Consider the following 20,700-nt stretch of genomic DNA (forward strand, 5'->3'; position numbering starts at 1 on the left):
GCAGCCTTGAAGCTAGTCAGAGACTGTTCAGTCCTCGTAAGAGTTGGTGTAGGAGTCGACCTTCTGGCCGTTCTTAACAAGTTCGACAGTCATCTTGTTCCGGTCAGGCTTAATTTGGAACGGAGAGCTGGTATCCCAGGACTTCACCACCAACGTAACAGTGGCGTCAGTGGCGTCTGAAAACTCGTAGGTGAAGCCCAAGGCCATGATGCTGGGGTCTTTACGACCGCCCTGCATACCGGCGCGCTCTGCTACGCCGGTGGCCACCGCAAAATTACCCTGTTCAACTGCCTGGTCGATCGCAGCCTTCAGCTGGTTGAACAGGTCTCCTGCCAATGTTTGGGCGGTATTCATCCTGGGCTCCTTAGGTGTTGTAGGTCTTTTACTTGGGTCAATGGACGTCAGTGCTGGCTGCCTCTCAGGCGCCGGCAGCAGGACCCTCATCGCGAATATCAGAGGATGGCGCATCGCCGGGAATTGGGATAAACCAGCCTGGCCGGAAATAGCGAAGGGTCACCTCGCTGTAGTGGCTGAGGCCTTTTGCCAGGGGCAGCATGACAAGGATCGAGGTCACAATGTGGCCCGAATCCACGAGGGTGCTGAAGACGGTCCAAATCAGCGCGAGGCATACAACGGCAAGGCTCAAAGCCAGGCCGATCACAACGGGGTCGCTAAGAGCCTGGGCTCGCTCAGGGCTGATGAGCTTTCTTATGGGCATGCTGCTGGTCTCAGGTTAGAAGCGAAGGAAAGCCTTGTCATTAGCGTGTTCTTGCACAGATAAGATTTCACCGGGCTTCACCTGCTTCAGATAGCCGTCGAGTTTTGGCTCATTTTCACAGGGTGACACGCAACGAATCGCCCAGAGATATGCATTCTGGGCGTCGCCCGTAGCCAGGTATATTTGTGCGAGTTTCGCAGGTGCTGCAAGGCTGCCGGTGCTCCATGCCTGTTCAAGAGCTGCGGAGGCAAGGCCAAAGTCCTGCTGCACGAACTTGCCCTCAAGGGCCAGGCTGCCGGCTAGGTAAAGTACCTGGGCTGAAGCACCGGGTTTCTGTGCAAGCTGCAAGAGAACTGGAGCAACCACTTCGCGCGAGCGATCGAGATCAAACTCGAACAAACCGCGAGGCGAGGTATCGCCAAATAGATGCACCAGCGCTTGCTCGTTACCCGCCTTAGCTGAATCCACTACTAAGGCTGTTCGCTGCTCTGCTGCAGCGTCCACTTGTTCTTGCAGAGAGATGGCCACGTTCTTGAGAGGGGCCATCGCCTGAGGGCTCACCCCCGCAAAAAGCGGACCTTCAAGTTTGCGCCTCCAGTGTTCACTGCGCACTATTGCTTGGCTCAGAGCTTCGTGAGCAGCGCTGAAGTCATCAGTGCCCGCCGCTTGTTCGCGGAATTCTCCAACCAGCTGGATGAGGCTGTTGCCCTCATCAACCAGGGCCGTGAAGGTGTCAATTCGTTCCGCATGCTCCTCGGAACCACATCCGCTTAACAGCAGCGCGCAGGCCGCAGTAATGAACAATCGCTTCAAAGACATTCTCTCTACCTTAATGACGGCTTGGCATTGGCCGTAGCTGCTGGGCAGAGCTGTTCCGAACGGAACAGCTTCTGAGTGCTCAGCGAGGATAACGGGTTTGCAGCTTGCCTCTAGACCAGGCCGCTAGTTTCCCACATACCATTACTGCGGTTGCGCCAAAACATCCACGCGAAGTTCCGAGTCTGCAGCGGAAGGCGCCTGGCAACCGCCGGTGCTTCAGTAGACAAGTAAGCCGGATACAGCGGGCTCACGTGATGAGCCACCAGGGCCCCAGGCCTCGCCCGAAACTGTTGTGCCTTCCACATCGACACAACTGGACGTAGTCATCTGGATGGTGGTCTGGTCGACCACGATCTGAGAGCGAACAAACTTTGTGGTGTCATCAGCGGGCCCAATAAATCGACCTATGCAGACACGGTAGAGGCGGTGGCCTTCGGTACCGGTAGATTGTGCAACGGCGATGGGGAATAGAATGCTTCCGCTCTCGGGCGGTTGGGCCTCAAGCCGTTGCTGACCGGTGAAGGGCTGAGGACCCAGTCGCTCATAAAATCCCCGCGGGGTGCGAGAAGGATTAGATCCATCGGCAGCGCGCAAGACGATCTTCTTCCCGGTCAGCAGCACACACGATGCCCCATTGTTTGGCTCGGCCACCGTGTCCAGCACCGGCATAAGCACAAGAGGCCGTTTGGGGGCGCCAATGGTGGCTACCTCACCATCTACCAGTACGTTCAGAGCAATATCATTTGTGCTCTTCGCGTCCCAGGCGCACACACGATAGGTGGCGACCTCTTTCAACGAAGCGATCGTAGCCTCCCGATTGTTGTTCAGGGACCAGGCGCCCCTTTCACAACCGAAGCTGGGGCGATTTCCGCACTGTCCGACGTTGTCGGCGATTATTTCTTTGCTGTCCTGCTCTGAGTGTGTCGATGCCGCGGCCAGGCCCCACAGTTGCATCAGGGCCAGTCCGAACAGGGCTATTGCGACTCTATACATGGAAACGTTCCCTCGTCTTTCGCGCAGCGCGCGTTCGAGGCTGACCACCGTGATCAGCCAACCCGAATCACAGGGTAGGCGAAAGATGGACGGGGCGGCACCGGCGGACGACGTCCACCAGCGATACACACATCATAACCAAGCACTATCTGGACTCGACTCCTCCCCCCTGAAACTCCCTACCCACCGAACCGCCCGAGTTGGATCTGCGTTGACCTGAAAACCCGCACGGACACCTTGTTCAACCTCTTTTGCTTTTCTTTTCCCCATCTTTTCCAAGCGCGGGCGGCTGGCCAGGGCAGCGGGGCCGCTCTTAAAGGGGTTGATCAGGGCGAGGGGGTATCAGGAGGGGTGCGAGGTCTTCGGGACACCCTTCGTTATGATGTGTGTATGACCCCTGAGGATGCTGTAGACGGTAGGTCCCGGCCTGATGTTTAGGAATGAAGTCGGTTCGACCAAGGGCTGTTGCTCTGGCCAGCGGCCGCAGGGTGCATGCAAACTCATCCCCGGGTAAGGGAAGGCATCGGCCAGAAGGAGGCACCGTGGCGCGAACCAGGATTCACCTGACGCCGGCAGAGGCTGCCGCGAAAGGCTTGCTCTGCAGGAGCAGCCTGAAGGCCGATAGATTGATGCCGGGCCCGCACACCAAGCCCGCCGGCAGCGTCTGGCAAGGGCAGGGCGCTTATCAGGTCTACGACCCCGCCGAGTGCGTGCCGTGGCGTTGGCAGCCTGGTCCAGCTCAGCTTCGCCGCCAGGCGGTGGCCACGCAGGCGCTGCAGCTGCTCGAGGCCGACTGCGCCGTACTCGACGTCGAGAGCACAGGTCTCGGCGCCGGCGACGAAATCTGCGAGATCACAGTCCTCGATGCTTCCGGGCGCGTCCTGCTCGACACCCTGGTGCGCCCATCCCGGCCGATTCCTGCAGAAGCCAGCGCTATTCACGGCATCACCGATGACATGGTCGCCTCGGCGCCCACTTGGGAAGAGGTGGCTGCACGCTACGCCGCGGCCGTCGCCGATCGCACAGTCGTCACCTACAACGTGGCATTCGACAAACGCCTTATCGAGCAGACGCATGCCTTGCACGGTTTGCGTGCTCCACAGCTTTCTACGGCCTGCGCCATGTTGTTGTACGCGAGCTGGCATGGTGAATGGGACAGAGACCGGCAGTCTTGGCGCTGGCTCAAGCTCAAGGACGCAGCCAAGGCCTGTGGCGTCGACCAACCAGGTGCACATCGCTCACTGGCCGATGCGACAATGGCCCTGGGCATCCTTCAGCACTTGCGACGGTTTACCAGCGGCAGGTGTCCTCGTCGGCAGAAACCGACCGGCAATTGACGGTGGTTGATATATATCTGCCTTCTTCGGGCACGAATCCTGCCTTTGCCTGATATGAAATCAATACAGGCAAATTGCCAGATGTCTCCCGTAACACCACAATGACCCCTGCACCAAGTGCGCAACAATTAGGGGTATATTGACGGATATCTGACTCGCTCAAGGGATTGGCCTGACCGACACGCGCCCCTATAACGTCGCCGCGTGGGCTGCTGACAACGTGATCCTTATGGCACCGCTCAGCTTGATACGCCGCCGAGCACTACATAGGCACCGCGTTCGTCCGTAGAATGTGTGCAATAGCGCTCACCACTAAATACGCAGCCACAGCTATCACAATGCCAGATGAGACCAGCGCCAAGGACGGTCGCATGACAACAGAACCGCCTAAGGTGCGGCCATATACTCCGCAGTACGACAGATCGACGAACGAACAAGACCGTTTTCTCGATTATTGTCAGCGCAACAAGTGCCTGGTTACCGTGATCCTGGAATCCGGCCTGGCCCTGCAGGGTATGGTGGTTGAGCACGATAGAAAGGCGCTCATGCTCGGGCCTAAGCGCTCGAACAAGGACGTGCGCTTCATCGCCAAGTCATATATCAGTCTGATCCGCGCCGAAGAGATCCTTCCGCTCTTCCTCGAGTACCGCGGCAAGGGAACTCATCTCACCAGAAAGCGCGGCAGGCGCGAGGCAGCACAAGCCAGAAAGGATGCTGAGGCCGGTACCGGCGTAGTGAGACAACCTCGTGCGGCCAAGCCGCGCGCTCCAAAACCGGCCAAGCCGAAGTCTGCTCCTGTACCTGCAGGCGCAGCCGACAGTAAGCCCGCAGTGAAGATCGTGACCAAGCGCCGCCGGCGTACGGATTGTGAAGACAGCAGCGATCGTTAGCACTTAACAGGCTTCTGGTGTCTACGTCCAAGATGCTTCATGTAGGGACGAATCGCCTCTTCGCTGTCGCCAATAAGATGCACCATGGCCTGGGACGCTAACTTAGCATTGAGCTCAATGACCGTCGCCTCGTCGACCTCGACCTTCCCGGGCTTGAATCTCTCTGACTCACAGATCATCAAAGCCACCCGAGGCGATATCGGGTAGAAGAAGTCTGCATGCTCAGGTGCAACAAACTCAGTCTCAGAAACACAGGCGTGCACGTTCACTACCGGTTGATCCGCAGTGATGAATGGCTGTTGGGTGTTGTTGATTAGGAGGGCATACCTTTCATGCCGGCGGCTCGCATAAAGGTTGCGGCCGATGCTCATGCCAAACATGTAGCTGATGAACCACCAGCCGTGCTCAACGGTATCTGCAATGGCGATCTCAGTCGGGTTCCCGCGCGGGAAGACTCGCCGAATACTGTCCCTGAAGGTCTTCGTCCTGGAGATCTGGTGGCCGAAGAAGATCATGAACTCAATCATGTTCCGATCGCTCTGCAGCACACTGATATCTTCATTTGCCAATGCGTCCAGAACGTCACGAGCGCTTCGCTCGTGCACAGAGTGAAGGTTCTCGACCAGGTTGCATTTCAGGGCGTGGATGCGTTCCTCTGCCTCCCGATTCCTAGTTCCCGAGTTCAAGTAGAGGGTCTCTACCTGCTGCAGCTTCAGAAAGTCGTTCAGGTAGGACATGTGGAGCTGATGCAGATCGCTAGGGCTCTGCCGTGAGAATCCTCGGATCACCTCAATCTGGGTTTTGGTCAGCGGCGTTACCTTGTACAGGTAGTCCTCGACCACGAGCGCTCGAACGCTGTCGTGAGCTATCCGCCCATTCTTCGTGCTGTAGAACACGTTCTTGGTGCCGCGCCCCCACCGGGCCAGGTAGTGGGCCCAGACATAGTGATGCCGCTTCTTAGCCTCGAGATCCTTGCGCGACATGTGGGCTCACCGTGAGAAATGTGAAGGCAAATTCTCAGTGAGAACACCGACTGTCAATGCTCCGCAATCGCCGTAATGCGCTTCGGCAGAGTCAGGTTCTAGTAACGGCCAGCTTGGAAGGGAGGTAAGGGTGCCAGATGAGGCCTCCGCCCCCTGACGCCAAGAGCGTCTATAAAGGGGCGGAATAGGGGCGCCGTTTAGTGGCTGACGCGGTTGTCTCGCGCAGCGGGTGCAGTTTTCAGCGTGGATTGAAACGGGCCTGGCCATGTATTCGCGAGGGTAGCGAAAGTGACCTCTTCGCCACCGGCGGAATTACGCTTTTTTACCGGATGATCTCCACTGTCCAGGGTGAAGAATTCAGAATCCGGTGAAATTTGATCAGCCTTGCCTACTGAATAGGTCCGTGGCTCGTCTTTGAAGTCGACATCCCAGTCATAGGCGAAATTCTTCAAAAACCGGACGGAGACGCCGACACGCTCTGCTGTTTCCTTGAGGGTCAACACTTCACTCAACGCACAGACCTTCTCGTAGAAGGCGTTCTGTCGCTGCCAAAGCAGCTTGCGTCCTTCCAGCTCCTGACGCGGTGTCACACGAAGTTGGCCTGGTTGTATGACTGGTGCAGGACGCTCAACCTTACGAACTGTTCGGGTCTGGCGTGCAACTGCAAAGTCTTTACGAATCCGCCGGCGATCGGCGTCATCACGTTCACTTGCAGCAAGAAAGTGGAAGCCCTGCTCGACAGAGATATCCCGCAGTCGCCCGGCACTGATGCCGACAATCCGGGCTGCTTCCTTCATCGTATAGCGCCCGCATAGCGGTTCGATCTTGCGATAGAAATCTTGCAAAGCAGCATTCTCAGCTTGCTTTGCCTTTTCTGCGAGCTCAGGGCTCACGACCAGTGAACTGCACATGAACACACCCCTCTACTGTGGTTTGAGAGGGGGGCCCGAGTTCGGACTGCGCAGTGGAAGGCTTCTATTGCAGGCGCTGCACCCCGTGGAAGGCGAGCGAGCTGCAAGATGAGTAGCGCGGGAGAGATCCCGGTCCACTTCAATGCCAGCTACTGCTTGGGCAGAGAGACCTAGTCTCCCCCTCTACACTGTGCCCGGCCGCGGGATAGTTCCCTGCACGCCAGACTTTATGAGCCAAATTCTTGGCTTCGGCGGTGATATTACATCGCCGTCACGTCTGAGAAAAGCATCACAGCCCGACTGAGGAAATGAAACGTCCGTTTGTCGACCAACGGCGCGTGTGTTAAAGCTTCGGTCGCCCTCAGAGAATGTGACGCAAGTCACGCCCCGTAGAGGGCTCGCAAACGTGCGAAAGGGTGAGCGCAGGAGGGGCAATTCAAGTCGTCGCTGGTGGATGCCGGCAGGTTCAGGAAGTCATGGATGTCTATCAGAAACCAGGAAGCTTCTTTAGCTTCACTCATTCAACGTCGTACCGAAATCCTCACTCAACTCTCCAGCACCGATCGCCGGCGTCCGTCCGAGGCGTTTAACTACGGTGACCACAACCCGTTCCTTGTGGCCTTGGCCAACTGTGACCGCTGCGGGCACACCCCCGAATCGCCTCACGTAACAGCTCGAGTGAGAAACCGAACCTGGTGGGTCGTAAGCTGTAAATGTGGTCATGTGAGTGGGGAAGGGCAGCGAGAGCCTTGGATGGCGTCGCTTATGTGGAACGCTAACAACCTGAGGAGCCAACGCTATCAGGACCTTCCACTGTTCGATTTAGCCTGCCTCGATCAAGAGGCAGCAAAGGCAAGAGTCCGGGGTATCCGCGAAAGCCTAACGCTCCGACTAGACCTATGCTCACTTGACTGCTCGATCGCCGCAGTTGATCGAACACACCCTAGGCCAGGCCAACAGTACCGTCTTCGTTTAGACGCCTACCTCAAGTGGGCAATGCTCGCGAGTCGTTTGATTAAACTCGCCACAGCCAAGAGGCAGCCCAGGAAGCAAGAGCTCCCCGGGCTAACTGGCATCAGCCAGGAAGCGGAGCGAAGCTGACACGGCGCTCCTTGTACAACTCGTTGTAGGTTTTATCGCTTACCTGCGACATTTCTGGCAGCGACTTAACGCCCAGGATAGCGTCCGTAGCTGAGCTATCGAACGGCACATCGCCACTCGACTTGACCACGGTTGCTTCGTTGACGGTACCGTCACGCCCAATCTTGATCAGGATATCTACAGACATCCCAGGTTTTGCTGAAGTCGGCTTCTGCCAGTTGGCCATGATGCGTTGTGCAAGGACCTCATCAAGATTTCCCTGTGCGACCGGCTTGGACACGGCCGGTGATTCTGCCGCCGGCGCGGCTGGACTTGCTTGCTCGACCTGAGGAGCAGGTGTTTGGTTGTGGATATCGGCATTCGGCTTGACCGGCTCAGCTCCACCAGGCGCAATCTCGGCAGGCACAGACTCCTCGGGGCCGACACTCGCTGGTGCCTCTGTGGCAGGCGCACCTACCGATAGGACCGACGCGGGATCTTCAGCGCTCTCTGCTTTAGCCGGCCCGGTACCAGTCGCCACCTCCAGGATTGGCCCAAGCGCAATCAGATTGGTGGTCAGCTGGGCGAGCTGGCGTTCAATCCGATCCGCACGGTCTTTTTGCACCTGAACGTCAGTTACCGCCTTTGTCGCAGCTTCCTGAGCTGCAAAGGCTACTACCAGCGCCAGCGCAGCGACTGCTGCCAACACCAGCGCCACTACGGATGCCAGCAACGCTACCTGTTTTTCACTCATGTCGTCCCCCTTGGTTGGTGGTCGATAGGGTAACGACCTGGGGCCAGCTGGCCACTGAAAACGGCGCAACCAAATTCCGTTACGGCGTTTCGAATGGGCAGCAGCTGCACCGCCGTTATAGTGAATGAGCTACTGGTGCGATGGTAAGAAAGCGATGATCAAGATCTATGTGGATGCGCGCGAGGCTTCTTCGCGCGTCACCGAGGTGCTGAAAGAGTCTGCCTCAATTGAGCTCGCCAACCTGGAGGTAGGCGACTATGTCCTTTCACATGACACGGTGGTCTTGCGGCGGACGGCGAACGAGTTTGTAGAGGGAGTGCTGCAGGAACGCCTGTTCAATCAAGCGAGCAAGGCCAGGCTCCAGTTTGGTCGGGTCGTGATTCTCGTGGTTGACGGTGATATCTACAGCACCTCGCAGGCCGTGATGCCCGAAATGCTCGACAGCGCCATGAGTCGCCTCACCGTTCTGCTTGGCTGCAGTGTATTCCACACTCGATCACCACACCGTACTGCGGCCCTGATCTTCCGGATGGCCAAGCACGCCCAGGAGGGCAAACCTGCTGAATCAACATTCCGGCGGGGCAAGGTCGATTCAGGGTTGGGGCATGCGCTCTATGCGCTTGAAGGGTTCTCGGCAGTCAGCCCCAGCACCAGCCGAAAGCTCCTTCAACACTTCCGTTCAGTGCATGCGGTGGTCAACGCTGAACCTGACCAGCTCCAGGAAGTTCACGGAATCGGCCCATCAAAGGCTGAACGCCTTTATCAATCGCTGAGGTGGGAGTTACCTACCGGGGTAACCGCTAACGATGGCGTATCACTCTTTGCCGAACCGCCCTCAGTAGAGAGCCGGTGAGCTGGCTGATTGCGGGCCTAGCTAGGCCCGCAAACTATGGCGGGAAGTCAAAGCCTGGGCGTGCTATTCGGCACGAAGGGTCAGCACTCTTTGCTTCAGGTACTTCTGATAGATGCCGGGGTGCACAGTAACCATCTCGGGGATCTGCCGTAGATCAGACGCGGCCTTCAACACAGAGTTGTCGACCGCGTCATCACCAGAGCCCTTCACGATTGCGGCGTTGGTGATGACCCCATCCTGAGAGAAGGTAAGCTGCAGCTGAGCAACCTCACCGCTGAGCAGTTCAACCGGCGGCTCCCAAACACGCATCAAGCGCTCAGTCACGACACGATCAAAGTTCGCGACGCCCTTCAGTTCAAGCTCGGCGTTTTGCTTCATGAGCTCTGACTGTTGCTCAGCTATGCGCGCATCCTTGGCGGCCTGCTCAGCATCCAGCGACTCACGGGCAGCCTTGTAGGAATTGGCCTGGGCGAGTGCATTGCTCATCGTCTGGACGTCCTTTCGCATTGCCAGCAACTCCTGCTGGATAGTGCCCTGCTGCTCTTTCGCGTTCTCCGACAGGCTTGCTGCGTGCACGGCTTTCGCTTCGATGTCGAGCAAGCGAGCCTCCTGAACCTGCCACTTGCTGTCCACGTCCGTTGCAGCATCAAGCGCAAGATGCGACGCATACAGGGCGATGGTCGTCAGGGCGGCCAGCACAATAATGACCATGGCCAAAACCGCGGTCAGGGTGGTGCGCTTGATATTGACAGTCGATCTGTCGGACGAATCCACGCTCAAGGTTGCAGTGTTCATTGGCGGCTCTGCTCGAGGAGATGATCAGGACCAGGACAGGCCTGGCGCATAACAAGCCGACATTCTCTCGCGCCTAAAGCAACGCTGCGAGCCAAAACCATGCAACCAAATCCAGCCGTGTAGGCCTGGGAACGTTGTCAAACTCGGGTAGCCTGGCGAGATTGCGAGGAAGAAAAATCCCCGCCGGAGCGGGGATGGGTTGGACAGTCGCCTGTTAGGGTTTCGCCGCCTTCTTCGGCGGTTTCTTCGCGGCGGTCTTGGCCTTACCACCTGGTTTCTTGGGTGGCGCCAGAAGAGCTCCGATATGAGCCGGCGGCTTGACCGGCTGCATGACCACTGCAGCTTTGTCTCCCTTCTTGGCTTCTGTGGCGATCTTCTCGTTGACCGCTTTATAGAGGGCAGCTGCTGCATCCGCGATTGTCTTGGGGTTCTTGGCCATGCATGCGCCAATGAACACGATCAACGCCGTCACGACCTTGATGGTCTTGGCCACCTGCTTTGTTCGCCGGATGAACTCCTGAACATCTTTACTGACAGCATTGATTGTTTCCAGATCTTGGGCGTTCTTGGCACCTATGATGACAATACGGTCTTCCTGGAACTGACGAAATTCATTGATCAACTGACGGCGCTTCTCTCTTAAAGCGTCCTTTTCATTACCCTCAGGGTGCGTCCGAAGCGCAACATTGATATCTGCGATTTGTTCTAAGCAGGTGTCGGCAAGGTTTGCTTGAGCTGCCTGCAATTCTGAAACCATGGTTTGACTTGCCATCTCATTCTTCTCCCTTCACATTATCAACGGCGTCAGCCAAAGCTTTAGCTTTGCTTGCAAACTCTTCGATACTCTGAAGCGTTGCGTCCTTATCGAGGTCTTCAAACTTGTCGTCAAGCTCAGCATTGGCAACCAGAAGCGCTGAGCCCGCTGTTTTCAACTCTTTAATTGCATTGGCGCCTGATTTCAGACCTTTCCTTTTTTCTACGATATCGTGCAGCAGAAGACGGTGGGGTATGAAGTACGAAAGTGGTAGCTTCTCATTCTTGCACACGTCTGGCTTTGATCCCTTGAGCTTGCAGACAGTCCTTTCGGAGGTCGGACCATGTGTTACGGCCGCAAAAACCAACTCTGACTCAACAGCCTGATATGCGCCGTCAACAAATGAGTTCTCCTTCGCATAATAATCATCGGCAAAACTGGTCATTATTGCGATATGCCGAGCAATAAGTGATTTATTGTCCCGAATGATTTTTAATGTCTTTTCCTTTACTTCATGACTGACGTAAATCTGCGCAAGGTTTTGTGCAAGCAGAGTAGTTAGATTCACCTCGGCATCAGTGAACAATGAAGTACCGTCGCGGCCTTGAAGCTTTTTGACGACATCGCCCATTTTGGATAAATCACTATCAAGGTAGGCAGGATCTATTCCGACAGTAAGGGCGAGAGCTTCAGCATATCCACTAACGATCGTCTTGCTTATCGCAACACTCTTTAGCCCCTCACTATATTTATCGCACCTTGCTAGCTGATCCTTTACACCTTCCTCCCCGGTGTACTTGTCATCTGCGTAATAGTGGTACCGCATACCTTCATAGCAATACTCGTTTGTCTTGGTCACAAGTTCACCATAGCTCTTAGCAAAGCTAGTCGAACTGTCTTTAAAGCTATTTATGACCTTGACGTTGTAAGAACAGCCAGAAAGTACAACCGCAATTATCAATCCAAACATCAACCTGATGACGCTCATACGAACCACCTCCATATACCAGCTCCATGCTGGCCGGTTTCATACCAAGGCGGCTTTCACACCATCCCTGGAGTGCTGGCTAGGTGGCAGAGTGCCACCCAGTAAGAGAGGTAAGACTAGGGCTGAAGGAAGTGCAAACCGGTCAGACGGCTTGCCTACAAGGTGGATGTCGTTGATACACAGAGGCCCGGTTTAGTCCGGGCCTCTTGAAGTGCGATGAAGGGAGTGGCTGGCTACTGCTGCGCCCTTAGCGCAGCTAGCCTGGCAGCATCGTACAAAGGGAGCACCTTCGGGAGCGCCTCCTGGATTCTCTTGCTCCGCGATTCGTCAGACGGATGCGTGCTGAGGAACTGGGGGAGGTCACTGCCATTACCATTTCCTTCTTCAGCCATTTTTCTCCAGAGCACGAGTGCCGCCCTCGGGTCATATCCCGCTCTAGCGGACAATTCCAGCCCAATAAGGTCCGCTTCACTCTCGTCACGGCGAGAAAATGCCAGGCCCACTCCAGCATCCAAGCCCTTGCTTATGACTGTCTTCCCAACTGACCCTGCGCCAAGCGCTGCAGCCCCAAGCGTGCCCGCAATTTCAAATCCAGCCTTGCTCGAGAGCTGCTCTCGAGAATGCTCTCGGATTCCATGCGCGATCTCGTGCGACAGAACAATCGCCAGTTCATCGTCAGTCAGCCTCAGTCTGTTCAGAAGGCCGGTATAAACGATGATCTTCCCGCCCGGGCCACAGTTGGCATTCACCATGTCGACGTCGATAAGATTCACAAACCAACCCCAGCGCTCAGCGCCTGGCCGAAACGCCGGAACCTGCGCGACTAGATCGCCGGCAATACGCATGACTCGTTGCCCGGCCGGGGTTTCGGTTACCAGCTTGCCCTGCTTTTCAGCGCTGCGTATGGCGTTGCGGTAGGCAATCGCATACGAGCCATTCAGCTCCCGGGCTGGGAGGGGATCGAACATGTACTGGGTTCGGTCAACTCCGACGACCCCTGGTTGAGTTGTTTGAATCCCAGTACAGCCGCCAACCATGAGTAGCAGCCCGATCAGCAAGCCAACGTTAAGGTTTGTCTTCATCACACACTCCGCACCTGAGCCGCTATCGGCTGGCCGACAGTGAGCTGTCGGCACAGAACTTCAAAAGAACAGATAACGCCTCATCAAGAGTTGGCCACTACTGGGCACTGGAGCCTTTAGCTTCCCAGGCCGGAGTTGAGATTGCCGGCATAGAAATTCGCCCAGCTTTAGCGGCTTCATCACGGCGGGCTTCATAGAAGTACGGGAGTGATTCAACCGGCATCGAATCATCAGCTCCAACCAAGAATATGCGGGTCTCGTAGCTGTCAGGCACCGGCCAATCCAGAAGCACGATATTCAGCGCCGGCGCCTGTTTGATCTGCTCCCATGCAGATAGCTCCCGGGCTCGATGCAGAATCATCAGCTCCAGTGGAACCATCTCCGCGAGGTCTTTGCTCGGTGCCTGATCGATCGCCCACAGGCCGAAAACTAACCGAAGCTGAGTGTCAGGCTGGCGGGTCAGTTTTGTCAGTTGCTCAACCTGGTCACGGTATTCGTGTCCCTTGCGATCAATGAGATCCAGCATTGCTTGGGTGGTTGAGACTGCTCTACGCACCCCTTTGATCGGGGAAAAGCTCATGATCGAGATGGAGCGGAATCGAGGAAGCATGCAGGTCATTCCGTAATCGGCCGGTGTTACAGCGTACAAACCCGAGCTGAGCTTGCAACCAGAACTGGTGGGAGGAAGTGCAGCGGAAGCCTTCTACTACTGAAATTGCGGCCTTCATTTTGACTGGTCACCCCCTGCGACGTCGTTATATTGGCCACCTCTAACGCCACTCCACTTCGTAGAGGACACCCCAAATGGCGCAACAGCAGCAGATCACTATCAACTACCTGGAGCGCGCTACCGCCGCGCTCAGCGCGATCGGCATCAACTTTGACCGCAAAGCTGAGCCGGCGCCCGTTCTGGCCCTGCTTGAAAAGCTGCGTCAGTACGACGAAACCAAGGTCACACAGATCGCGATTGCCATGCAGCAAAGCTCTGCGTTCCATAAGACCGTTCGCGAGCAACTCGGCGGCCTGGATGTCAGTCGCCACTACCAGGCGATCACTGATTCCTTCGGCTCGATCGGCGAAGACGCAAAGAAGATGGCGGGCTACGTCGCTGATGGCCAACTCGACTGGAAGGAGAAACTGGCCATCGGGTTCATGAAGCTGCGCCGGGGGTCTATCCCGGAGCGATTCGACACTATCCGACTCAACTACCTGCAGGCGACTACCACGGTAGGTAAAGAAATCGAACGGGAGCAAGTGATCCGAACTGCTTATCAGGATTTCGATCTCGCCATGGGGCAGGTAAAGGTCGCTGCTGAAGAGCTGCTGCAGATCGCGACAGCGCAACTCGACAGTCGTCGTGCGGCCTTGGACGATGCAAACAAGGCCCTGGAAGCAGCCCAGGCCTCTGGTCAGAACGGTGTAGCCATCGCCCAGCTGGAGCTTGTGGCTCAAGAAGCGCTGCGTGCCTACCAGGTGGAGGACAAGTCCTACCAGATCTGCAAGGACATCTCTGAAGACCTCAAGGTTGGGCAGAGCACCACGCGCGTCATCATGGCCCACCTCGAGCAGGTCGCCACTGCAAAAGACCGCCTTCACGCCCGCATGATCTCTTTCTTCGCCGGGCAAGAAAGCGTGCTCACTGCTCTTTCGGTGGCCTTCACTGCAGGCAACGGCCTTGCCGCTGCAACTAAGGTTCTGGAAGCACAGAAGGCCGGTACCGAAGCAGCAATCGAGTCTCTCGCAACGACCTCCCAGGTAGCCGTACGTGACGCTATCAGCGCAGGCTACGGCGCGGCACTCAGCGCTCATCCTGTCAAAATGCTCGGTGAAGCTGTCGTTCAGCTGCAAAGCGACATGGTCGGACTGATCCGTTCTGCCCGTGAGTCCGCCACCAGCACCGTTAACGAGATCGAATCTGCGACCATCGCCAATGAGCGCGCATTCGCCGCCATCGTGGCCAAGGCGGGCTAATGAAGGACATCACCCTGCATGAACAGATGGGGGCTATGGCGATTGTCGATGATCTTCGACATCGCCAGCTTCTGGTCAATGAGCAGCTGGACCTTCCCCGGCGCCGGGAGGAGGTCGCTCGAAAAATTCGCGACTACTACGAAAAGACTGGGATCACGGCCAGTGATGAGATCATCGAACGTGGCGTAAGGCAGTTCTTCGCTACTCGGTTGATCTACGAGCAGCCAGCGCCATTGGGGTTCGGTGCCCGGTTGGCATTGCGATTCCTTGTGAACCGCAAAGCCTACTTCAAGCGCTGCGCAGTCGGCGTGCTGTGTATTGGGCTCGGCTGGGCTGCTACGGCCGCAACATCCGGGCTCTATACCCGGTACGAGGTCAGCACTGTCAAAAGTACGGTGAGGAAGGCTGCCGAGGGCGTTCAGGACCTGCACAATGAGGCCAGCCGTCAGCGCGAATTGCTCAGCTCCACTCAACCAAGTAGTGCTGCTGCTCAGTACGCCTCGGTTGCACGACTGTCCGCCAGTATCACTGCGAACCTTGAGTCAGCCGGTCGTCTTCTCGACCAGCTGAACGATATGGCCATCCCGGACAAGATCAACACCGGCAATTACGAAGAGGTCGAACGCACGCTTGAGGCTAGCAACGGGACCTTCTACGACGCCAAAAGCGCCCTTCAACGCAATCGAGAGTCGATCAAGACCCTCTCCGCGATAATCCAGATCGCCAGCAACCTTCAGCAGACAACCAGTGCCCCCAGCTACATCACCGGGGCCGCGCGGTACCCTGACCTGCAGCCACTTGCTAAAGCAGCAAGCATGGCGCTGGAAACTGCCGATCAGGATGGTGGGCGAGCGGCCCAGGCCGCTGTTGATCGTCTCGAGTACTCGATTGGGCAACTCCTGCCACGTGATGTCTTGACGGAGAAAGTAGCCTCGCTGAGGGCTACATACGCCTCGATTGGACTGCCGGCATCTGATGCCTCGTTGATAAACGCTCGCCTTGATCTGGCTGAGCAGTCGATTGGCCGGCAAGACCTCGCATCGGCCGAGGCTGATTTGGAAGCCTTGTCTGCATCCGTCGCCTTTGCACAGCAGGCGCTCTCTATCGATGTGGTCAGTCGCTCTAGTGAGCGATCCGGCGTTGAGCGCACCTACCGTGAACGAGGCGTTTCAGGCCGAGCCTGGTTTGCCATTGTCGAGGCTACAGATGCTTCGGGGAACGTGATCAAAGTGCCGATTCTTGACGTTGAGACGGACAAGAAAGCTGTTGTCCAAACCTTCGGGGTTCGGATATCGGAGGCTGAGTACCAGCGGCTCAAAGAGGATAAGCAGCAGGATGGCCATATCGATAACCGGCACATGGGTACCAAGCCGGCAAAATCCCTGACCATTGACTGGACCCCGCGCACTCTCAGTGCTCGCCCTGACACCCTTATGAGTTGGTGACAGCATGAATCCCTCGACAATTACTGATGCCTTGCAACGAAACAGTCGTGAACGTGAAGCGTCTGTCCGGAAAGCAGAGAGAGCACTTTCGACTGCCCGCGAGCTGGGCATCGCCCTGGAGCAACGCGTACTCAGCTGCCTGAGCGAGATCGCTTCTGTGCAGCTGGAGAATCCTGGCCAGTGCACCAGTGAAGTACACAGCGAGATGAACCAACGCCGCGACGCAGAAAGTCGGCTGCGTGACGAGCTATCAAGCACCGAGATCTCCATCAGCAATCTGAATGAGATGGAGCGTGCGCTCACGGCCGATGTGGAAACGCTTGTTGGGCAGGTCAACCAGGCCCTGGCCGGCGATGAGGCCTACCTGCAGCTGGTAGACCGGAAGATGCAAGCTGCTGACCTGGCTCGCCGTCATGAGCAGTCACGCGTCGAGATCAAGTCAGAATGCGCCGGCAAGCTTGATGGGTACAACCAGCCTGTTTTCAGTTACCTGAGCTCCGTCAAATACGGTACCGACGAATACCGCAGCCGCTTCCTCATTCGAAGCTTGGAGCGCTGGCTGGCTGAGAAAACGAACTACCTGAGCAATGCGAGCAACTACGCCATGCTCAGCGCTATGCTGACTGGTGTCGATGAACGGGCCAGGCAGCTGAAGGCTGACTTTGAGGAAGCAGCCGCGGCTCTGAGCCGCCGCGTTGACGCAGCCATGTCCGCCGCCGGCGTGCATGGCCAACAAGGTCGTCTCGACGCCATCCGCGCCAAGATCAATGACAGCAAGCAATCTGCGAATGTGATGCACCGGCGCCTCAGCGATTTTGCTGCCGGCCGTGACTCACACTCTCAACGCGCACACGAAATCCTCATGCGCTCGATGAAAGTTATGTCCTATGGGGACATCCAGGATCTGGTCGCTCGCTCTGCGTCGACGCGCGACGATACTGCTGCAACCCAGCTTCGCAGCCTGAACCTGCAGTTGGAGAATCATCGGAAAGAGTTGCCGCGTCTTGAGGCAGAGCTGGAGGAAGCAACCAGTTCGTACGAGCGCGCAAAGAAGCTTGAGCGCAACCTGCGTGACTCTAACTACACCAGGTCTGGTACCCGCTACCGCGACGACTTGGATCTGAGTTCTCTGATCATCGGCTACATGGCCGGTGAGCTTTCAAGCTCACGGGTAGAGGAACGGGTTCGTAGCGCCAGAGAGGTTGACCGCCATGTCTCGTACCGCAACGACGATGATGACGATCGTGGCGGTTTCGATATCGGATTCGGCGGGGGCGGCTCGTTCTCAAGCTCAGATTCGATTGGTGGTGGGAGTTTCAGTACAACAGATAGCTTTTGAAGGCGTCATCGAATCACCGGATGCCTACAGCGCTGTAGGCATCCGCTAGAGATGCAGATCGAGGTCAACGTTCGATCTGCCTCGCTGGCAAATCACCTAGCTAGTTCTGCAAGCCCACTGTTAAACAGCTTCTCACCACCTCGAGCAGGGTGTCGAACCGCACTGACATCCTTTAGCCCGGCCTCGGCCAGCAGCGCTTCAGCCTTCCTCCCGATCGCAACAAAGACAGCGTCAGGAAATGCCTCCCGCAATAGCCCGATGGCTGGCTTGCCATGGTTGAACTCTGCACCCGTCGGGGTTCGATTTGTGAATGGTGCACCTGGTGCATGTGGGTGAGCTTGTAGCGCATTCCACAGCACAACCTCGTTCTCAAGCCCGTGCTTGTATAACGCCGACCATACCACCCGGGCGCTCTGTTCCCGTAGTGGCTTCGGTGCAGTCGAGAGCCGCCCATCAGGCCGGCTTACCCTCGGAATAGCACCAGCAAGTAGCTGCTCTTCGCAGGTGAATGCAACTCCTGATGATCTGCAGCCCAGGTGACCTGGTGCCTCGCCACAGAGAATCATCCGCGGCCGGCAGTCGAGGTGTTCAGCCAGGCGAGCGATGCGGATCTCTGGAGTGTTGAATTCCGTGTCATCTGAGCATGCTTCTCGCCAAGGGTTGAAGAGGTTTGGCAGTCCTACCGGTAGAGTTGCAACCAGGGCCCGGGCAAGATCTAAGTTCACTTCACATCCCCTACATCGTATGGACAGCAACGCCTGGTACCAGGACTGGTTTGCTTAGTCAGGTTTCGTAATCTGCAGAACTTCGCTTGGACTCTGTAGAACAGATTTAGCTGCTAGACCGCCAAAGGATATGGCTGGATCGATGTAGCGCATTGCGGACTTGATGTCCTTCCAGCCTACATAGCTCATCAGAGCCTTGAGGTCCCAACCATTGGCGGTGGCCCAGGTGGCGAAGCCGCGGCGTAAAGAATGGCTGGTGTACATCTCGGCCGAAATACCAGCGCGCTGCAGGATATTGCGCAGCAAGCTGATCAGACTGCCTGGGTGAAGTGCTTCTTCACCCAAGTTCCCCCAACGATCCAGGCGACAGAACACCGCGCCTCGGACAATGCCGGCGGTACTGATCCAGTCGTCATAGGCCTGCACTGGGCATAGGCGCTTCAGCGCTGGCACATAATGAGTTGTACCGAGGTTTTCACGATCGCTCTTACTTTGTGGCAGGAACAGGCGCATGCCGACGCCAACTTCGGCCTGTATATGCTCGACCTGCAGACGACACAGTTCGTCACTGCGAAATCCCCGCCAGAAGCCGATCAGTATTAGCGCAGCGTCACGCCGGCTTCGCAGCAGACTTGCAAGATCGTTGGACTGCTTGGCCTGTTCAGCTTCCTGCCCCAGCCATTGAGTAGCTAACTCAAGATGCTGCAACTGCAATGGTGCTGCCTGTTTCGTCTGCGCCGGGTGCAAGGTGCGGATGCCTTTGAGCACCTGTCGCACTACAGGTGTCTTGGTCGGATCAGGAAACCCTTGAGTGATGTGCCACTGTGCCAGTGCGGCCAGGCGCTGTTTGAGCGTGCTGCTGCTTAGCGTGTCCGCGTAGTCCACCAGGTATCGCACGATGCTGTCGCTCGTGGCAGGAAGAAAGCCACCCCAGGTCACCTCGAAGTGGTCGATGGCTGACTGATAGCTCCGACGAGTGTTCTCCCGCGTGCCGGCCTGCAGATAGCGATCGATGTCTTTCATCGCCCGAAATGCCCTCTGTGTACTGGAAAACGGCGGCTAAGCGACCGGTTGCGCCGAACGCATTGAATAACACTCCATTATTGTATCTAAGTCGAAACGGTAAATGTGGCTTTGATTTCTTGATTTGTACCATGTATATACATGGTATGTATCACAGTACGAAATAGTAGGAGCAGGTATGGCCCGCGGAGGCATCAACAAGGCCCTCGTTCACAAAGCCCGTCAGAGCATTCTGGCTCGCGGCGAGAATCCGAGCATCGACGCAGTACGGGTCGAGCTGGGAAATACCGGCTCGCGATCCACAATTCACCGCTATCTCAAAGAGCTAGAAGACGCAGACCACACCCTACCCGCAGCACCGGCACAATTCAGTGATCAACTGGCCAGCCTTGTCGCTCAAATGGCAGCTCAACTGCAGGACGAAGCCCGCGAGTCTGTGGCCAAGGAACGCGAACAATTGGCCCAGGAGCGCCGCGGCTACCAAGAGAAAATTCACCAACTTGAAATCCGCAACCAGCAGTTAGAAAGCAAAGAGGCCGGACTCACCGAGCAGCTGAAGGTTGCTGAGCAGGGGCTGCTGCAGGAGCAACACTTACGTCAGTTGGCTGAAGTCGAGGTCGCGCGACTGCGACAGGCAGAGAGCGACCAGGAAACTCGCCTGCAGGACCGCGACGCGCATATCCGTTCGCTGGAAGAGAAGCATCAGCACGCACGTGACGCCTTGGAGCACTATCGCCAAGCCAGCAAAGAGCAGCGAGAGCAGGAACAACGTCGACACGAGTCGCAGGTTCAGCAGCTGCAACTGGAAATGCGGCAACTGCAGCAGACCTTAATCATCAAGCAGGACGAGTTGACCCAATTGAATCGCGACAATGCGCGCCTTCTTGCCGAAGCTCGGCAGTTACAAAAAGAGCAACATGCGCAGCAACAGCTACTCGATCAAAAGACGCAAGCAGCGGAGGGTCTGCAGAACGAGCTCATCAACGCCGGCCGATCGAGTGAGGCTCTTGAAGAACGGTGTCGCGTATTGCAGGAGGATGTGTCCCGACTGAACGAATCCGTCACTATCAAGACACAACATGCGCAGGAGTTGCAGGAGCGGCTGATCGAAGCCACAGCTCAGTTGAAGCTACTTGGATTGAGCTCAGCAAAAGAAAACAGCGCGCCAACCGCATGAAACCCCACCAGCGACGCGAGCATGTATTCCCGGCCCAGAGTATCCATGCAGCCCAGCAGGCCG

At 56.8% G+C, this 20,700-nt stretch carries 21 protein-coding genes; 7 read left to right on the forward strand and 14 right to left on the reverse strand.

The window, feature by feature from the left end; translation table 11 throughout:
- Positions 1-27: 27 nt before the first annotated feature.
- The 4 genes from ACSVIK_RS02440 to ACSVIK_RS02455 form a co-directional block, all read right to left on the reverse strand.
- On the reverse strand, positions 28-354 hold the full coding sequence (locus tag ACSVIK_RS02440) for a hypothetical protein (RefSeq protein WP_442442787.1): 327 nt from the start codon (positions 352-354) through the stop codon (positions 28-30).
- A gap of 64 nt (positions 355-418) precedes the next feature.
- Positions 419-718 carry a hypothetical protein gene (locus ACSVIK_RS02445; RefSeq protein WP_442442788.1) on the reverse strand — a complete coding sequence of 100 codons (300 nt, stop codon included), beginning with the start codon at positions 716-718 and terminating at the stop codon, positions 419-421.
- A gap of 15 nt (positions 719-733) precedes the next feature.
- Complete coding sequence (locus ACSVIK_RS02450) at positions 734-1,537, reverse strand: hypothetical protein (RefSeq protein ID WP_442442789.1); 804 nt, start codon at positions 1,535-1,537, stop codon at positions 734-736.
- Between the two features lie 216 nt (positions 1,538-1,753).
- Complete coding sequence (locus ACSVIK_RS02455; RefSeq protein WP_442442790.1) at positions 1,754-2,530, reverse strand: hypothetical protein; 777 nt, start codon at positions 2,528-2,530, stop codon at positions 1,754-1,756.
- A 542-nt stretch (positions 2,531-3,072) separates the two neighbouring features.
- Between ACSVIK_RS02455 and ACSVIK_RS02460 the strand changes: the two genes are divergently transcribed.
- Together ACSVIK_RS02460 and ACSVIK_RS02465 are read left to right on the forward strand one after the other, a co-directional pair.
- On the forward strand, positions 3,073-3,867 hold the full coding sequence (locus ACSVIK_RS02460) for a 3'-5' exonuclease (RefSeq protein WP_442442791.1): 795 nt from the start codon (positions 3,073-3,075) through the stop codon (positions 3,865-3,867).
- Positions 3,868-4,238: 371 nt separating this feature from the next.
- Positions 4,239-4,757 carry an RNA chaperone Hfq gene (locus tag ACSVIK_RS02465; RefSeq protein WP_442442792.1) on the forward strand — a complete coding sequence of 173 codons (519 nt, stop codon included), beginning with the start codon at positions 4,239-4,241 and terminating at the stop codon, positions 4,755-4,757.
- On the opposite strand, the gene ACSVIK_RS02470 is transcribed toward ACSVIK_RS02465, so the two are convergent.
- The 3 genes from ACSVIK_RS02470 to ACSVIK_RS02480 form a co-directional block, all read right to left on the reverse strand.
- The gene (locus ACSVIK_RS02470) at positions 4,754-5,740 is read right to left on the reverse strand and encodes a DUF4238 domain-containing protein (protein ID WP_442442793.1); all 987 of its coding nucleotides are present in this window, start codon (positions 5,738-5,740) and stop codon (positions 4,754-4,756) included. The genes ACSVIK_RS02465 and ACSVIK_RS02470 overlap by 4 nt on opposite strands.
- A 197-nt stretch (positions 5,741-5,937) precedes the next feature.
- Positions 5,938-6,651: a hypothetical protein gene (locus ACSVIK_RS02475; protein ID WP_442442794.1), complete on the reverse strand. Its 714-nt coding sequence runs from the start codon at positions 6,649-6,651 to the stop codon at positions 5,938-5,940.
- 1,075 nt (positions 6,652-7,726) lie between these two features.
- Positions 7,727-8,485: a TonB family protein gene (locus ACSVIK_RS02480; RefSeq protein WP_442442795.1), complete on the reverse strand. Its 759-nt coding sequence runs from the start codon at positions 8,483-8,485 to the stop codon at positions 7,727-7,729.
- A 154-nt stretch (positions 8,486-8,639) separates the two neighbouring features.
- Here ACSVIK_RS02480 and ACSVIK_RS02485 point away from each other — a divergent pair, with 154 nt between their 5' ends.
- Positions 8,640-9,338: an ERCC4 domain-containing protein gene (locus ACSVIK_RS02485; RefSeq protein ID WP_442442796.1), complete on the forward strand. Its 699-nt coding sequence runs from the start codon at positions 8,640-8,642 to the stop codon at positions 9,336-9,338.
- A gap of 63 nt (positions 9,339-9,401) precedes the next feature.
- Here the strand turns inward: ACSVIK_RS02485 and ACSVIK_RS02490 are convergent, their stop codons facing one another.
- From ACSVIK_RS02490 to ACSVIK_RS02510, 5 genes are all read right to left on the reverse strand, one after another.
- Complete coding sequence (locus tag ACSVIK_RS02490; RefSeq protein ID WP_442442797.1) at positions 9,402-10,133, reverse strand: TonB family protein; 732 nt, start codon at positions 10,131-10,133, stop codon at positions 9,402-9,404.
- A gap of 214 nt (positions 10,134-10,347) precedes the next feature.
- Positions 10,348-10,905: a hypothetical protein gene (locus ACSVIK_RS02495; RefSeq protein ID WP_442442798.1), complete on the reverse strand. Its 558-nt coding sequence runs from the start codon at positions 10,903-10,905 to the stop codon at positions 10,348-10,350.
- Position 10,906: 1 nt separating this feature from the next.
- The gene (locus ACSVIK_RS02500; protein WP_442442799.1) at positions 10,907-11,875 is read right to left on the reverse strand and encodes a hypothetical protein; all 969 of its coding nucleotides are present in this window, start codon (positions 11,873-11,875) and stop codon (positions 10,907-10,909) included.
- A 233-nt stretch (positions 11,876-12,108) separates the two neighbouring features.
- Positions 12,109-12,957: a M48 family metallopeptidase gene (locus ACSVIK_RS02505; protein ID WP_442442800.1), complete on the reverse strand. Its 849-nt coding sequence runs from the start codon at positions 12,955-12,957 to the stop codon at positions 12,109-12,111.
- 97 nt (positions 12,958-13,054) lie between these two features.
- On the reverse strand, positions 13,055-13,567 hold the full coding sequence (locus ACSVIK_RS02510) for a hypothetical protein (protein ID WP_442442801.1): 513 nt from the start codon (positions 13,565-13,567) through the stop codon (positions 13,055-13,057).
- Between the two features lie 194 nt (positions 13,568-13,761).
- Here ACSVIK_RS02510 and ACSVIK_RS02515 point away from each other — a divergent pair, with 194 nt between their 5' ends.
- Genes ACSVIK_RS02515 through ACSVIK_RS02525 form a run of 3 tightly spaced genes read left to right on the forward strand, consistent with a single transcriptional unit; the run spans position 13,762 to position 17,712 of the window.
- Positions 13,762-14,928, forward strand: a complete 1,167-nt coding sequence (locus ACSVIK_RS02515; RefSeq protein ID WP_442442802.1) for a merozoite surface protein 3b — start codon at positions 13,762-13,764, stop codon at positions 14,926-14,928.
- The gene (locus tag ACSVIK_RS02520) at positions 14,928-16,373 is read left to right on the forward strand and encodes a DUF6384 family protein (RefSeq protein ID WP_442442803.1); all 1,446 of its coding nucleotides are present in this window, start codon (positions 14,928-14,930) and stop codon (positions 16,371-16,373) included. Before ACSVIK_RS02515 ends, ACSVIK_RS02520 begins: the two co-directional genes overlap by 1 nt.
- 4 nt (positions 16,374-16,377) lie before the next feature.
- Positions 16,378-17,712 carry a hypothetical protein gene (locus ACSVIK_RS02525; protein ID WP_442442804.1) on the forward strand — a complete coding sequence of 445 codons (1,335 nt, stop codon included), beginning with the start codon at positions 16,378-16,380 and terminating at the stop codon, positions 17,710-17,712.
- Between the two features lie 92 nt (positions 17,713-17,804).
- Here the strand turns inward: ACSVIK_RS02525 and ACSVIK_RS02530 are convergent, their stop codons facing one another.
- Positions 17,805-18,437 (reverse strand): uracil-DNA glycosylase, encoded by a 633-nt coding sequence (locus ACSVIK_RS02530; RefSeq protein ID WP_442442805.1) that lies wholly within the window; start codon positions 18,435-18,437, stop codon positions 17,805-17,807.
- Positions 18,438-18,491: 54 nt separating this feature from the next.
- Positions 18,492-19,460, reverse strand: coding sequence for a site-specific integrase (locus ACSVIK_RS02535; RefSeq protein ID WP_442442806.1), 969 nt, complete (start codon positions 19,458-19,460; stop codon positions 18,492-18,494).
- A gap of 178 nt (positions 19,461-19,638) precedes the next feature.
- Between ACSVIK_RS02535 and ACSVIK_RS02540 the strand changes: the two genes are divergently transcribed.
- Positions 19,639-20,637, forward strand: coding sequence for a DNA-binding protein (locus ACSVIK_RS02540; RefSeq protein ID WP_442442807.1), 999 nt, complete (start codon positions 19,639-19,641; stop codon positions 20,635-20,637).
- Positions 20,638-20,700 lie beyond the last annotated feature (63 nt).

Source organism: Pseudomonas sp. NCHU5216, assembly GCF_052156495.1.
GTDB lineage: Bacteria > Pseudomonadota > Gammaproteobacteria > Pseudomonadales > Pseudomonadaceae > Aquipseudomonas.